This is a genomic window from Cognatiyoonia sp. IB215446, from assembly GCF_033963825.1.
Lineage (GTDB): Bacteria > Pseudomonadota > Alphaproteobacteria > Rhodobacterales > Rhodobacteraceae > Yoonia.
Genome location: NZ_JAXBMD010000001.1, coordinates 1442772 through 1456725 on the forward strand (window position 1 = coordinate 1442772; position 13954 = coordinate 1456725).

At 56.7% G+C, this 13954-nt stretch carries 13 protein-coding genes and 2 tRNA genes; 7 read left to right on the forward strand and 8 right to left on the reverse strand.

Annotated elements, in window-relative coordinates; all coding sequences use genetic code 11:
* Positions 1-4: 4 nt before the first annotated feature.
* Complete coding sequence (locus SLH49_RS07280) at positions 5-868, reverse strand: MBL fold metallo-hydrolase (RefSeq protein WP_320268465.1); 864 nt, start codon at positions 866-868, stop codon at positions 5-7.
* A gap of 87 nt (positions 869-955) precedes the next feature.
* Here SLH49_RS07280 and SLH49_RS07285 point away from each other — a divergent pair, with 87 nt between their 5' ends.
* Positions 956-1273 carry a metalloregulator ArsR/SmtB family transcription factor gene (locus SLH49_RS07285; protein ID WP_320268466.1) on the forward strand — a complete coding sequence of 106 codons (318 nt, stop codon included), beginning with the start codon at positions 956-958 and terminating at the stop codon, positions 1271-1273.
* Here the strand turns inward: SLH49_RS07285 and SLH49_RS07290 are convergent.
* Complete coding sequence (locus SLH49_RS07290; protein WP_320268467.1) at positions 1246-2475, reverse strand: acyl-CoA dehydrogenase family protein; 1230 nt, start codon at positions 2473-2475, stop codon at positions 1246-1248. The two genes, SLH49_RS07285 and SLH49_RS07290, sit on opposite strands and share 28 nt — an antisense overlap.
* A gap of 96 nt (positions 2476-2571) precedes the next feature.
* Between SLH49_RS07290 and SLH49_RS07295 the strand changes: the two genes are divergently transcribed.
* On the forward strand, positions 2572-3621 hold the full coding sequence (locus SLH49_RS07295; RefSeq protein ID WP_320268468.1) for a phosphotransferase: 1050 nt from the start codon (positions 2572-2574) through the stop codon (positions 3619-3621).
* Here the strand turns inward: SLH49_RS07295 and SLH49_RS07300 are convergent.
* Positions 3618-3833, reverse strand: coding sequence for a hypothetical protein (locus SLH49_RS07300; RefSeq protein WP_320268469.1), 216 nt, complete (start codon positions 3831-3833; stop codon positions 3618-3620). The genes SLH49_RS07295 and SLH49_RS07300 overlap by 4 nt on opposite strands.
* Before the next feature lie 111 nt (positions 3834-3944).
* Here SLH49_RS07300 and SLH49_RS07305 point away from each other — a divergent pair, with 111 nt between their 5' ends.
* On the forward strand, positions 3945-4202 hold the full coding sequence (locus tag SLH49_RS07305) for a DUF2312 domain-containing protein (protein ID WP_320241772.1): 258 nt from the start codon (positions 3945-3947) through the stop codon (positions 4200-4202).
* 2 nt (positions 4203-4204) lie between these two features.
* Here the strand turns inward: SLH49_RS07305 and SLH49_RS07310 are convergent, their stop codons facing one another.
* A complete protein-coding gene (locus tag SLH49_RS07310; RefSeq protein ID WP_320268470.1) occupies positions 4205-5212 on the reverse strand; it encodes a hypothetical protein in 1008 nt (335 codons plus the stop codon).
* A gap of 82 nt (positions 5213-5294) precedes the next feature.
* Here SLH49_RS07310 and SLH49_RS07315 point away from each other — a divergent pair.
* A tRNA-Thr gene (locus SLH49_RS07315) sits at positions 5295-5370 on the forward strand.
* A 493-nt stretch (positions 5371-5863) separates the two neighbouring features.
* Here the strand turns inward: SLH49_RS07315 and SLH49_RS07320 are convergent.
* The 4 genes from SLH49_RS07320 to SLH49_RS07335 are packed head-to-tail and all read right to left on the reverse strand — an operon-like array spanning position 5864 to position 10909.
* The gene (locus tag SLH49_RS07320) at positions 5864-7042 is read right to left on the reverse strand and encodes an acetate/propionate family kinase (RefSeq protein WP_320268471.1); all 1179 of its coding nucleotides are present in this window, start codon (positions 7040-7042) and stop codon (positions 5864-5866) included.
* Complete coding sequence (locus tag SLH49_RS07325; protein WP_320268472.1) at positions 7039-8448, reverse strand: bifunctional enoyl-CoA hydratase/phosphate acetyltransferase; 1410 nt, start codon at positions 8446-8448, stop codon at positions 7039-7041. Before SLH49_RS07325 ends, SLH49_RS07320 begins: the two co-directional genes overlap by 4 nt.
* Positions 8438-9211 carry an enoyl-ACP reductase FabI gene (gene fabI / locus SLH49_RS07330; protein ID WP_320268473.1) on the reverse strand — a complete coding sequence of 258 codons (774 nt, stop codon included), beginning with the start codon at positions 9209-9211 and terminating at the stop codon, positions 8438-8440. The genes SLH49_RS07325 and fabI overlap by 11 nt, the downstream gene beginning before the upstream one ends.
* A gap of 3 nt (positions 9212-9214) precedes the next feature.
* Positions 9215-10909: a PHA/PHB synthase family protein gene (locus SLH49_RS07335; protein WP_320268474.1), complete on the reverse strand. Its 1695-nt coding sequence runs from the start codon at positions 10907-10909 to the stop codon at positions 9215-9217.
* Between the two features lie 632 nt (positions 10910-11541).
* On the opposite strand from SLH49_RS07335, the gene SLH49_RS07340 reads away from it, so the two are divergent.
* The 3 genes from SLH49_RS07340 to SLH49_RS07350 all read left to right on the forward strand — a co-directional run bounded on the left by SLH49_RS07340 (position 11542) and on the right by SLH49_RS07350 (position 13635).
* A tRNA-Ser gene (locus SLH49_RS07340) sits at positions 11542-11631 on the forward strand.
* Between the two features lie 146 nt (positions 11632-11777).
* Entirely contained in the window at positions 11778-12959 is a 1182-nt protein-coding gene (locus SLH49_RS07345; RefSeq protein WP_320268475.1) for a tyrosine-type recombinase/integrase, read from the forward strand.
* Positions 12952-13635 (forward strand): hypothetical protein, encoded by a 684-nt coding sequence (locus SLH49_RS07350; protein WP_320268476.1) that lies wholly within the window; start codon positions 12952-12954, stop codon positions 13633-13635. Before SLH49_RS07345 ends, SLH49_RS07350 begins: the two co-directional genes overlap by 8 nt.
* The last annotated feature ends 319 nt before the right edge of the window (positions 13636-13954 follow it).

A 13954-nucleotide genomic window follows, 5' to 3' on the forward strand; every position in this document is an offset into this window, starting at 1 on the left:
TTCCTTACAGGCCGTTGATCGGCACTTTGAAATAGCGCTGGCCGTTATCCTCTGGCGCAGGAAAGTGCCCGGCGCGCATGTTTGTCTGGAGCGAAGGCAAGATCAGGCGCGGCATGCCGAGCCCCTCATCACGCTTTTCGCGCATCGCGACAAAATCCTCCATCGGACGTCCGGCGCCAACGTGGATATTCAGGGCCTTTTGCTCACCCACGGTCGTTTCCCAAGCGAATTCATCCCGTCCGGGTGCCTTGTAGTCGTGACCGACGAAAATCCTCGTCTCATCCGGCAGGGATAGAATCTTCTGGATCGAGGCATAGAGGTCTTCGGCCGATCCACCGGGGAAATCGCATCGGGCGGTCCCAAAATCCGGCATGAAGAGTGTATCTCCCACAAAGGCCGCATCGCCGATCACATAGGTCAGGCAGGCGGGCGTATGACCGGGTGTATGGAGGACGTCAGCGCGCATTTGCCCAATATGAAAGCTGTCGCCGTCTTCGAAAAGCGCGTCGAACTGCGATCCGTCACGTTGAAACTCTGTGCCTTCGTTGAAGATCTTGCCGAAAGTGTTCTGGACGATCGTGATGTTCTTCCCGATGCCGATTTTGCCGCCCAGATGCTCTTGCAGATAAGGGGCGGCAGACAGATGGTCTGCATGGACGTGACTTTCGAGAATCCAGGCCACTTGCAAACCTTCGGCCCTGACCCAGGCCATGACGGCGTCAGCGGATGAAGTGTCCGTACGCCCAGCAGCCGGATCGTAGTCAAGCACGCTGTCGATGATTGCACAGGCGCGGCCCTGCGGTTCGCGCACCACGTAAGAGACGGTGTTGGTCGCTTGGTCAAAGAACGCATTTACATCAGGTGTCATGGCGAATCTCCTCTGCGATCGAAGATAGGGAAGTCGGAAATACATTTCAATATTGGAATGTATTTGGCTACCTGCTATGGTGGCGCCATGGTTGACCAAGCAACAAATCTGCCTGACCCGATGGATGCCGCCGCGAACGAGGCGGCGGCCTTGCTCAAGGCACTCTCGAACCCCGGTCGATTGCGGCTCTTATGCGCGCTCGTTCCCGGCGACAAAACGGTGGGTGAGCTTGAGGCGCATCTGGGCGCGAGCCAGTCGTACGTGTCCGGTCAGCTTTTGCGTTTGCGCAATGAAGGATTGGTGCAATGCGTCAGGCAAGGGCGCAGCATGTGCTATTCGTTGGCCGACCCGCGGGTGCGCCCGCTGCTGGAACGGATTTACGAGCTGTTCTGCCCAGACATGTAGGGCGCCAATTCGGCCCGCGCGACCTGCCTGCGATGGACCGCATCGGGCCCATCGGCCAGCCGCAGCGTGCGCAGATGCGTCCATTGCCGCGCAAGCGGCGTGTCTTGTGAGACACCTGCAGCCCCATGCATCTGGATCGCCATATCCGTCACCTTCAGCGCGACCTGCGGGGCGACAACCTTGATCTGGCTGATCCATGGCGCTGCCGCGCGCTTGTCGCCCTGATCCATCATCCAGGCCGCTTTCAGGCACAATAGGCGCGCCTGTTCGATCTCCATCCGGGCCGCTGCGATCAGATCGAAGTTTTCGCCCAACTGCGCCAATGGTTTGCCGAACGCTTCGCGGCTGACAGCACGCCGACAGAGCAGTTCAAGCGCCTTTTCGGCCTGACCAATCGCGCGCATACAATGATGGATGCGGCCTGGCCCCAGCCTACCTTGCGCAATTTCAAAGCCGCGTCCCTCACCAAGCAACATGTTTTCAGCCGGAACGCGGACGTTATCATAGCGGAAATGGATATGGCCGTGGGGAGCGTCGTCGTGGCCATAGACCTCCATCGCGCGCAGTTTTTGGATACCGGGCGTATCGGCAGGAACAACGATCATGGAGTGCTGGCCATGTTTCGGGCCATCATAGGCAGTGCGTACCATCACGATATGTACCGCACAGCGCGGGTCGCCCGCACCAGTGGCCCACCACTTTTGCCCGTTGAGCACATAGCTGTCACCGTCGCGTTCGCAACGCATGGCGATGTTGGTGGCATCGGAACTCGCCACGTCCGGTTCGGTCATCAGATAGGCTGAACGGATGGTGCCATCCATTAGCGGTGCCAGCCAGTCTTTCTGCATCGCCTCGGTGCCATAGCGGGCAAAGACCTCCATATTTCCGGTATCCGGCGCGTTGCAATTGAACACCTCGGCGGCGAGATGGCTTTTGCCCATCTCCTCGGCGAGATAGGCATATTCGACCGTGTTGAACTGTGGTCCGTCACGAAACGTGTCCCAGAAATTCCATAGCTGTCGCGCCTTGGCCTTGGCTTTCAGACCTTCCAGGATCTCTGTCTGCCGGTCGGTAAAGGTCCAGCGGTCGCCCACCGCAACCTCCGCCAGAAATTCGTCATCAAGGGGTGCGATCTCATCCGCGATCATGGTCTTCACGGCTTCTAGAACAGGTTTCAGCCGCGCGGTTTGTCCCAGATCCATCTTGTGCCTCCCAGATTTTGGCGCATTGGCGCATCGGCTTTGTCGGATGTCAATCAATGGCTTGCGCCCGGTCCGTGGTTGCCCACTAATGGCGCCATGAAGGAAGCCGCGACAGGAATAGGGGTCAGCCACGCAGCGCTCGAGGCATATCTGAGCGATGTGATCCCCGAGTTTGAGACACTGCACAGCGTGACCAAATTTGGCACCGGCCAATCCAACCCGACATATCGGTTGGAGGCTGCAAGCGGGGCCTACGTCTTGCGCAGCAAACCGCCCGGCAAGCTTCTGCCGTCCGCGCATGCGGTAGACCGTGAGTTTCGGGTGATGCAGGCGCTGGCAGGCACGGATGTGCCCGTGCCCGAAGTCCTGCATCTGGCCGCGCCCCAAACCTCACCCAGCCGCCGCGCTTTCTTTGTCATGCGCTATCTGCCGGGCCGTATCTTTTGGGATCCCGCCTTGCCCGATCTTCAGGCGGAGGAGCGGACGGCGATCTATGATGCGATGAATGCAGCACTGGCCGCCTTGCATGATGTTGATGTCGATGCCGTGGGATTGTCCGACTTCGGCAAACCGGGCAATTACTTCGCCCGCCAACTGGACCGGTGGAGCAAGCAATACCTTGCCTCGGTCGATGCCCCCTCGGATGCAATGGTTGAGATCATTGACTGGCTCGGTGCACAGATGCCCCCGGATGATGGGGCCGTGTCGCTGGTTCACGGCGATTGGCGTCTGGACAACATGATCTTTGCGCCTCACGCCCCAGAAATCGCGGGAGTGCTTGATTGGGAGTTATCCACCTTGGGCCATCCCATGGCTGATCTGGCCTATCAATGCATGCAATGGCGCCTGCCCAATCAGGGCGATATGCGGGGCCTTGCAGGCATTGACCGCGCCGATTTCGGGCTGCCGAGTGAGGCGGACTACATCGCCGACTATGCGCGCAGACGCGGCCTTGCTGGGATCGACCATTGGCCGTTCTATCTGGTCTTTGCGTTCTTCCGGCTAGCGGCCATTCTGGCTGGTGTCGCCGCACGCGCGGCTGCCGGGAACGCATCAAACCCGCAAATGGCCCGCAAATACGGCGCGGCCGTACCCGCCTTGGCCGCGATGGCCATGATCGTCATTCAGGAAGGCCCGGACGATTAGCCCAGCATGATGCCAATCACCACGGCCATCAATCCGATGACCGAGACCAAAAGCGCCCCTAGATTGATCGGCAAAATGGCAGAGATACGGGCGCGCAATTCTTCATCAGACAGGTTAGCGCGCTTCGCACGAGAGACGGCGACGATACTGTAGACAATCCCGATCAGGCCCAGAAATGACAGGCCCGCCCCAATCCAGACAACGCTTTCCATCACATATCTCCACTTCGCGCGGGGACGTACCCTGCGACAGAGGCAACTGCAAGACTTGCAGCCCCCAGGGTCCGGCGATAGGGAAAGGCACGCCCAATAAGGAGAGCTTTCATGACCGATTCCGTCACCGACGCCCCAACAAATGTTGCAGCACAGGAGTTGCGTCAATTTGTTGAACGGTTCGAGCGGCTGGAGGCGGAAAAGAAAGACATCACCGACGCCCAGAAAGAGGTGATGGCCGAAGCCAAAGGGCGTGGCTACGACACGAAAGTGCTTCGCAAAGTCGTGGCTTTACGCAAGCGCGACGCCAATGATCTGGCTGAAGAAGAGGCGGTTCTGGACATGTATAAAGCGGCTTTGGGCATGTAGGGCTACCGAAACGGCAGCAGCAGTTCGACGCCCTCCATCGCGTCAATCTTTTCAAGATCGCGCTCGTATTGCTCGGTCAGCGCCGTGATGACGGACGGTGTGAACCCCGGTAGCTCGATTTCATAATCCACGGCATCGTCAAGCCCGTGCTGCTCCCAGATATTGGCGATAATTTCTTGGCGCGTTAGGGTCTCAGTTGTCGCTGTATTGTTGAGCGCTTCACGCAATTTCGCCTGTCCGTCAGGGCTCAGCAAATCCCCAATCTGATCCAGTCCGCCGAGCATCTGAGTGTCGAGAGCGACGCCTGATTGCGCCCGGATCAGATCCTCCCATAAAAGCGGACTGTCTTCGTGGCACCAGACAGTCAGCGGCGAGTCCGGTGCGCCCGACTTGATGCGGGCGATGACGTCTGACCAGTTCAAGTCGCTGGGTTGTTGGAAGCCCAGATACGTTTCGAGATCCGCGGCCTGAGCCCGCTGAAAGGTTTCCTGCAGGAAGGTGACCGGATTTCGGATGCTCAGAAACAGCGCGATCTCGTCATCAGGAAACAGGCGGTGCAGCCCGCGCACCTTATGTTCGGCCTGCGGATAAACCATTCCGTGGTCGAAAATGCGCTTCGGGATGCAGATGAAATTGTCATTGCTCAGCACGATGCGGCTGACGCTGTCATCTTCAACAATGGCATCTATCAGGATATCGCGCGTATCCGGGGCAGGGCGGTCGGCACCGAGGTTTTGGATCGTTTCTCTCAGCAGCCGACGGTAACGGCTCGGCCCTGGAACCGATATACCTTGTTGCAGAAGCGTATCGGCATTCTTGAGGATCGACTTCAACAGGCGGTCTTCGTCGGTGCAATTGGCGCCAATATGAAATGCGATCTGCATGATGCGGGCTTGGCCTGTCTTCGTGAGCGTCGCGCCAACATAATCGGTTTCGACGGCAGCGAAACCGGATTTGCGCAAGCCATCAGGATTGAACGTACTGCGGACGCCGCGTTTTTTCTCAGACAAACCACAATCGGCATTGCACTAACGACTCTTCGCCTGCTATACGCCGCCAAGCTGACGAGTCAGCATTGCAGCAATGCACAGTGCCCCTATAGCTCAGCTGGTAGAGCAACTGATTTGTAATCAGTAGGTCCGCGGTTCGAGTCCGTGTGGGGGCACCAGTAAATCCCATAAAATGCTGATAAAAAACATAAAAATTCGGCAAGAAATTCTCAGACCCCCGTTTAGTCCACCTTTTCTGCCGCGATGTCATGTGCCCTTATGTTACGCTAAGCGCATGTCGATTGAATCAACCGGCGGTTAAGGCGACCTATAGCTGCGGCAATCATGGTGCATCTGCGTGCAGCGCTCGACGAAATCGAAGCGATAAGCGAGGAACTAGAAGACATGCCAGAGCTCGAGCCAATATGGAGCGAAGATGAACAAGAAGTCCGGAGCACCGAAAGATGCTGCTGACAAGCTGGTTAAAGACATCAAACGCAAGACGCACAGACACTCTTCGGCTGAAGAGATGTGCATGGTCGCGACGACTTGCTTCGCGACTTGCACGAAGGCACCAGCCTCGTCGACTTCGCCCCCACGTCCAACGTCGGCAAGCCGGTGCTTTATTGACGAATTACTTTCTATAAGCGAAGTGCTTCGCCGTTGTTGGCGTCATGATGCGCGGCGGGTTTGCTCTCGCTTTTCAAGGGCGCGGTTGACCGCCCGTGCGATGATCCTTTCCTCGTCCGTTGGGACCACCATGACACGGGTTGCGCCTTGTCCAATCTCCAGAGCATTCGCTTCGTTGGCTCTATCGTTGACCGACAAGCCGAGATAGCCCAGACCTTCGATAATCCTTTGCCGGATGGGCGCCGCGTTTTCGCCGATGCCGCCGCAGAAAACCAGCGCATCAATGCCCCCCAAGACGGCCGTCATTGCCCCCACCTCTCGCCGTGCGCGAAAGACGTAGTAGTCAATCGCCTCTGCCGCTTCTGGCGCATCGGAGGCCAGAAGGCTGCGCATATCGCTCGATATGCCCGAAAGGCCCAAGAGCCCGCTATCCTTGTAAAGCATGTGCAAAACATCGCGCGGATCCATGCCTTTCTGTTCGATCAGATAGAGCAGCACACCGGGGTCGATCTGTCCGCAACGGGTGCCCATGGGCAGACCGTCCAGCGCCGAAAAGCCCATGCTGGAGCCAACGCTTTTGCCGTTCCGAACCGCACACATTGACGCCCCGTTGCCGAGATGTGCAATAACGATCCGGCCGGCATGGAGGTCGGGATGTAGCCGTTCAACAACGCCGGTGATGTAGTCGTAACTCAGCCCGTGAAAGCCGTATCGGCGCACACCCTGATCGTAGAAGCGACGTGGGATCGCGAAAGTATCGTTGGCCCAAGGGTGGCCACGGTGAAAAGCGGTGTCAAAACAACCGATCTGCACCGCGTCGGGAAATGCTGCCTGAGCGGCTTCCACACCCGCAAGGTTATGTGGTTGGTGCAATGGGGCGAGCGGCGTAAAGTCTTGCAGTTTCTCCAACACTGCGGGGGTCAGCACCATCGGATCGGCAAAATCGGGCCCGCCATGGACGATGCGGTGGCCGACCCCACTAATGTTCAAGCCCGGCATCAGAGCACGTAAGGCCGCGATCACTTGGTCCAACGCGGCGGCTGGCGTGGTGGCGGTGACGTTCTGCTTCGTTTTTGCCCCGTCTTTCTCGACGATGAGTTGCGCCTCGGCACCGATCCCGTCAACCTGGCCATACAGCAGCACTATTGGCTCCTCGGCATTCTCATAAAGCCCGAATTTCAGCGATGAGGACCCGGTATTCAGCGTCAGGATCAGGCTCATGCCAGACGGCTCTTGTTGAACAGCATCGCAATCGCAGCAGAGGCGACGCGCGTGCGTGCATCGTCCGCACGGCTGGTGAGGATGATTGGCACCTGTGCACCCAGGACGATGCCCGCAGCCTCTGCCCCTGCCAGATACATCAGTTGCTTGGCGATCATATTGCCCGCCTCTAAATCAGGAGCAACGAGGATATCAGCCTGTCCGGCCACAGGCGAAGTGATCCCTTTTGTCGCCACCGCGCGCATGGAAACAGCGTTGTCAAAGGCCAGCGGGCCATCCAGCACACCACCTCTGATCTGGCCACGATCGGCCATTTTGCACAATGCACCTGCCTCGACCGTTGATGGGATGCGCGGTGTGATCGTCTCAACCGCGGATAACAGTGCGACTTTGGGCGTCTCGATCCCGATGGCGCTGGCTAGATCAATCGCGTTTTGGACGATATCTGCCTTGGTCTGCAGGTCCGGCGCGATGTTGATGGCGGCATCCGTGATCAACAGTGGTTTGGGATAGGTTGGTACGTCCATGACATAGACATGACTCATCCGGCGTTCGCTGCGCAGACCTCCGGTTTTGGAAACAACGGCAGACATGATCTCATCGGTATGCAATGCACCTTTCATCAACGCGCGCGCGCGGCCGTCGCGCACCAGCGCGACCGCTGCTTCCGCAGAGGCATGGCTATGCTCTGTATCGATGATTTGGGTACCGGTAAGATCCAGCCCCTCAGCCGCTGCCACACCGGTAATTCGCGCTTTCGGACCCACGAGCAGGGGTTCGACCAACCCGATGTCACGAATTTTCAGTGCAGCGCCGAGGCTATCTGCATCGCAGGGATGCACAACGGCGGCGGTCAGGGGCGGTAGCTTCAGCGCCTCTTCCAACAGGTGATCGTAGCCGCCACCCTTTCGATGCATCACAAGATCCGGCATCACGACGCGCGGGCGTTTGATTTTTTTGTCGGGTGCAATCACGACAGCTTGTCCGCTGATGACCGGTTTGTCATCGCCATTGGTACAGAGACAATCCAGCGTCAGTCGCTTTTTCTCTTCATCTTTTTCAGCGACCGTGACACGGACGGTCACAGTGTCCCCGATCCCCACGGGTTTGAGGAACTTCAGTGATTGATTGAGGTAGATCGTGCCTGGACCGGGCAATTTCGTGCCCAGCACGTTGGAAATCAGCGCCCCCCCCCACATGCCGTGGGCAATGACTTTGTGAAAAATGTCAGCCTCGGCGAATTCCTGATCCACATGGGCTGGGTTTACATCGCCCGACACAACGGCAAAGGCGTCGATATCCTGTGCTGTCAGCGTACGGACAAGCTCTGCATAGTCGCCGACAGCAATCTCATCAAACGGACGATTTTCGATATAACCCAGGGCGGCGTCATGATCAGACGACATGATGACCACCATCGATATAGGCGGTGTTGCCAGTCACGGAACGGGCGAAGTCTGACACGAGGCAGGCGGCCATGGCACCCACCTCCTCAATCGTTGTCAGACGGTGCATGGGCGCACGGGCTTTGGCGTCTTCGATAAGTTCATCGAAATGATCAATGCCCGAGGCCGCACGTGTTTGCAGCGGACCGGGCGAGATCGCGTTTACGCGAATGCCCTTGGGCCCAAGTTCGGTGGCCATATAGCGGGCGGTCGCTTCCAATGCAGCTTTGACCGGGCCCATGATGTTGTAGTTCTCCACGACTTTTTCGGCGCCATGATAAGACACCGTCAGGATCGTCCCGCCATCTGTCATCAGCGGCTCGGCACGCTTTGTCAGCCGGATCAGTGAATGGACCGAGATATCCATTGCAAGGCCGAACCCGTCCTGCGAGCAATCCACAACACGACCGTGCAGATCATCACGCGGACAAAAGGCGATTGAATGGACGAGGAAGTCGAGTTTGCCCCATTTCGCAGCGACCATATCGAACACGCCATCCATCTGTGCAGGATCGGTAACGTCAAGGGGCATAAATAGTGCTGCATCAACGCCTTGCGCCACAGGTTCGACAAATCGTTTCGCCTTTTCAGATTGATAGGTCAGCGCAAGATCGGCGCCTGAGGCGCGAAAGGCGCGCGCGCAACCCGCTGCGATAGACTGATCATTGGCGACGCCGACAACCAGCCCTTTGCGGCCGGTGAGGAAGTCTGTGTTGGGAAGCATGGGCTACTCCATTTTGACATAAGACCCCGGCGCGTCCTCCAGCGCGCCCGTGATTTTTGGTGGTTTGATCCTCTTGCCCGAATGCTCGGACAACCAGGTGGTCCAGGCGAGCCACCAGCTCCCCTCGTTGAGTTCGGCCTCCTCAAGCCAGTCATCCGGGGTCAGGGCCTTTTCCTGATCCCGTGTCGTGTGCAGACGGAAATGGCGGCGCGGATGGCCAGGTTTGGACACAACCCCCGCATTATGCCCGCCATTGGTCAGCGCAAAGGTCACGTCGGCGTGGCCAAGGTTATGGATTTTGAAAACCGACCGCCATGGCGCGATGTGGTCTGTTTCTGTGCCGACGCCAAAGACCGGTATACGAATATCACGCAGTGACACCGCATGGCCATCAACATGGTAGCGACCGGCGGCAAGGTCATTGTTCAAAAACATCTGGCGCAGATATTCCGAATGCATGCGTGCGGGCATGCGGGTGCTGTCGGCATTCCACGACATCAAATCGTTCATCGCCCCGTCACCTTCACCCATCAGATACTTGCGGATCATCTGCGACCAAATCAGGTCGTTTGAGCGGAGCATTTGAAAGGCGCTCATCATCTGGCTGGCATCCAGAAAGCCTTGCGCCTGCATCACATCCTCAAGAAACGACACCTGGCTTTCATTGATGAACAACATCAACTCGCCCGCTTCGCTAAAGTCCGTTTGCGCCGCAAGCAGGGTCATGCTGGCCAGGCGGTTGTCATTGTCGCGCGCCATTTTTGCGGCGGCGATTGATAATAGCGTACCACCCAGACAATAGCCTGCTGCATGGACCTGTGCGGTCTTTGTTGTCTGGGTGATATGGTCGATGGCGGCCAATGGACCGCTTTCTAGATAGTCCGTCATGCCAAGATCGGCATCGGCGGCGTCCGGGTTGCGCCAGGAAATGGCAAACACGGTAAAACCCTGCTCCGTCAGGTATTTGATCATCGAGTTTTCAGGGCTGAGATCCAGAATGTAGTATTTCATAATCCAAGCTGGGACGATCAGCACCGGCTCTGGATGTACCGCTTCCGTTGCAGGAAGATACTGAATCAGTTCCATCAGATGATTGCGATAGACAACCTTGCCCGGTGTCACAGCCACGTCGCGCCCAACTTTCTTGTTCGGTGTCGCGGCTTTGTCCTTTCCAACCTTTTGCAGGTCGGCCAAGTAGGTCTGTAGGCCCGCCACAAGACTGCCGCCAAGGGTCTCTCGCAGACGATCCTGGGCTTCGGGGTTGGTCAGCAGGAAATTGCTCGGCGCGAAGGCGTCCAGTATTTGACGTCCCATAAAGGTCATGGCCCTGTCATGTCTAGAATCAAGGCCCGGCACATTGGATGTGGCTGCATCAACCAGCTCTTCAATTAGCAAAAAACCCTGAGCCAGTGCGGCGAACGGGGCGCTATTCCAACTGTCGTGGCGAAAGCGTCGATCCGAGTCTGCCGGTGCGGTGGGGCGGGCATCCGGGTCATCAGGACAGCCAGCCATCACAAATTGAGCCCAATCGGCCCAGGCACCTTGCGCCATGTGCAAAAGTTCGACCTGTTTGTCCGGCGCAAGTGATAGGTGCGTTGCCCAATCGGCCCACATCGTCACGATAGCTGCGGGCGACGTGCCACCCAGTGTCTTGGCAAATGACATCCGCAAAGGGCGGCGATCTGTGGTGGTGTTCAACGACTGATCCAACATGCACCTCGTATCATTGCGGGAAAACGTCTTTTTTCTTCTAGGCATACTTTGTGACCGGCAGACGACGCTAGGTTCGGTGCACGCCAACGACCTCAATCGTGGAGATTTTCGAGACATTGCCCGCTGAAGCCACGCGGAAACTCATTCAAGAGGCACACATGTGATCTATTTTGCGCTGACACGAGCGACTAGCAGCGAAAGAGTCCGGTATCTGGTCTAGCTAATGCTCTATTTGCGAATGATCGCTCTCAAGCATAAGCTATGGAACAGTTCAAAAGGCGCGGCACATGGGAGATTGCGCGGCGTCAGCCAAGTCCAGACGTCGAAGTTCGGTTTGTCCGCCTAGCGGTCACCTAGCCGGCCTATCCAATTTTCCCTTTGGGCTTATGTCGTTGACCCCCCGCTTGATCAAGGCGCTGTTCGCTGGTTCAATTTTCGCAAACCTCCGCAGTGAACAAGCTGAGAACGCTACAACGCCCATTGCGGGGATTTTCCGTGCACAGTTGAGACCCACAACAACTCATTGAGACGGCAAAAATATATTGTTACCTGAACAACTTTTTGGAAACTTGGTTTTTCCCTTGTGGGCAAGAGGTTTAGTACATAGAAGCGAATGCGGAGACGTGGCCGAGTGGTCGAAGGCGCTCCCCTGCTAAGGGAGTAGGCGGGAAACCGTCTCGAGGGTTCGAATCCCTTCGTCTCCGCCACCTACCACTTCTTTATATTGCCGTTCGTTGCCGTTGAGCGCTCTATGCTGCTGTATTTGTTAGTTTATCGGTATTCATTGTTGCGTTTCATTTCTCTTCGATTACACTCATTTCCATTCATTGCGTGGTAGAAAACGTGGTATTTCATGGCAGCTCTAAGCGGGAAGCTAACGAAAAATCTGGTGCGAACCCTCGGCCCCGGTCGCCACGGTGACGGGAGCGGTTTGTACCTTGTGGTCGATCCATCCGGTGCTCGGCGCTGGATCGTCCGTGTCACAGTAAAGGGCCAGCGCAACCGCGAAGGCAAACCGCTGCGCACGGACTTCGGTTTGGGCGGTGCCGACGTCGTGACCCTGAACGAAGCGCGAGACCGAGCCTTGGAGTATCGCCGCCTCGCCAAGCAGGGCATCAATCCTCGCTACAACGGACGCCAAGAAATCCCCTGCTTCGAAGAGATCGCGCGCCAGGTCCATATCGAGCGATTGCCAACATGGAAGAACCCTAAGCACGGTCAGCAGTGGATCAACACACTTGCCGAGTATGCCTTCCCTAAGATCGGGCGGTTGCCGGTATCTGAGGTCGGCCAACCCGAGGTACTGCAAGTCCTGCTCCCAGTCTGGACCGAAAAACACGAAACAGCCAAACGCCTCGCTCAACGGATCAAAGCCGTACTAGACGTGGCAAAGTCCAAAGGCTTCCGAGACGGCGAGAACCCCGTGACTACGATCCGCGACGCCCGTGTGCTGCCGCCGGTCAAACAGAAGGTGCAGCACCACAAAGCGATGCACTGGAAGGATGTTCCAGCGTTTTATGCTGAACTGGCAACCAAAGATGCAATGGCCGCAAAGGCGCTGATGTTCACGTGTCTGACAGCCAGCCGTACCAGTGAAGTTCTGCACGCCCGTTGGGAAGAGTTTGATTTCGACGACAAGTTGTGGACCATTCCGGCTGGGCGCATGAAGGCGGATCAAGAGCACCGTGTCCCGCTAACCGACGAGATGCTTGCGATCATTGAGCCACTCGAAGCGCTTCGCTCGGAGGTGGTGTTTGAAGGGCAGAAGAGACATCGGCCAATGTCAAACATGGCAATGCTCATGCTGCTGCGTCGAATGAAAGTTGAGGGGATCACAGTCCATGGGTTTCGATCAGCGTTCCGGGATTGGGCAGCAGAACAGTCTGGGTTCAGTCGAGAGTTGGCCGAAATGAGCCTTGCGCATCAAGTCGGCTCAGAGGTCGAACGCGCTTACGCACGATCCGACTTGCTAGAGAAAAGGCGTGCTCTTCTAGAGGCATGGTGCCGTTTCATTGACAGCAGCCGCGATGCCTGAACTTCTAGTGCCATCCGAAGGCTATCCCTTTATCGCTTCAGCCGAAGCTCAGTGGCTTGCCGTAGAAACGCTTTTTCTTTGCCGGTCCAAAAAATTGAAATTTGAGCGAACTTACCTTGGGATGCTTTCATACTATTACAAAGCTTGGGCAATGGCAGACTTCGACGAGGGCAACTCGCTAAACGCGAAAACTCACTACAACATATTAGACAAAACTGAAGAGCTGCGGCACGACATACGCAATCCTAGCAAAATCGTACTCGATGTCATTCTGAACGACGTTCAGCCACTGAGGATGGTTTTGGAGGCAGTGTTGCAGGGGCAAAGCAAAGAAGAAGCAAAAAAGACAGTGTCGGATAGCCTGCAGAGACTCGACACAATGAGGGGCGATTTTTTGAAGGACCCCGAGTTCAAAGAAGATTTGCCAAGAGCTTTAAAGCAAACCGGAACTGATCGACTCGACGGGCTTTGGCGGAAGTATGCAGACATTCTGCACTATGTCATTCTGTGGAGAGCTGGTTATCAGCATGCCCGACTAAGTAACGACCTTGAGCCAGTGCAAGGCGAACAGCAGGCGGTGGACTTCTTGAGAGAGCGTTTCGCATCTCAGAAGAGAACAAACCCCATAAAGATGAAGGAGCCTTTGTACCTTCGATTTGTTCGGGCGTCGGCATGAAAAAATAGATTCCTGAAAACTGTTTAAGGAATTCAAACTGCGCTGCATGTGCCAGCATTCGGTCAAATCCAATCTGTACGGAGGCTCCGAATGCGACCTGACATCTTTGAGAACGACCGAATTTACGATGACAATGACGCAGAACTTGATGTCATCGCGCCGCGCAACAAGCGGGCCCAATGGCGACATCGTCGAGTGGGCCCGAGTTTTTTGCGCTTTGGGCGACGAATAAAATACCATGGCGCTGACCTTAACGCATGGGTTCAACAGGCTCGTGTCGTTAACGAAATTCCGGCTCCCTAGAACGAACAAAACCCCG

Bases quoted from the DNA above. Each gene is read 5' to 3' on its own strand.
- SLH49_RS07280 (WP_320268465.1), bottom strand. From the start codon at position 868: ATGACACCTGATGTAAATGCGTTCTTTGACCAAGCGACCAACACCGTC.
- SLH49_RS07285 (WP_320268466.1), top strand. From the start codon at position 956: ATGGTTGACCAAGCAACAAATCTGCCTGACCCGATGGATGCCGCCGCG.
- SLH49_RS07290 (WP_320268467.1), bottom strand. From the start codon at position 2,475: ATGGATCTGGGACAAACCGCGCGGCTGAAACCTGTTCTAGAAGCCGTG.
- SLH49_RS07295 (WP_320268468.1), top strand. From the start codon at position 2,572: ATGAAGGAAGCCGCGACAGGAATAGGGGTCAGCCACGCAGCGCTCGAG.
- SLH49_RS07300 (WP_320268469.1), bottom strand. From the start codon at position 3,833: ATGGAAAGCGTTGTCTGGATTGGGGCGGGCCTGTCATTTCTGGGCCTG.
- SLH49_RS07305 (WP_320241772.1), top strand. From the start codon at position 3,945: ATGACCGATTCCGTCACCGACGCCCCAACAAATGTTGCAGCACAGGAG.
- SLH49_RS07320 (WP_320268471.1), bottom strand. From the start codon at position 7,042: ATGAGCCTGATCCTGACGCTGAATACCGGGTCCTCATCGCTGAAATTC.
- SLH49_RS07325 (WP_320268472.1), bottom strand. From the start codon at position 8,448: ATGTCGTCTGATCATGACGCCGCCCTGGGTTATATCGAAAATCGTCCG.
- fabI (WP_320268473.1), bottom strand. From the start codon at position 9,211: ATGCTTCCCAACACAGACTTCCTCACCGGCCGCAAAGGGCTGGTTGTC.
- SLH49_RS07345 (WP_320268475.1), top strand. From the start codon at position 11,778: ATGGCAGCTCTAAGCGGGAAGCTAACGAAAAATCTGGTGCGAACCCTC.
- SLH49_RS07350 (WP_320268476.1), top strand. From the start codon at position 12,952: ATGCCTGAACTTCTAGTGCCATCCGAAGGCTATCCCTTTATCGCTTCA.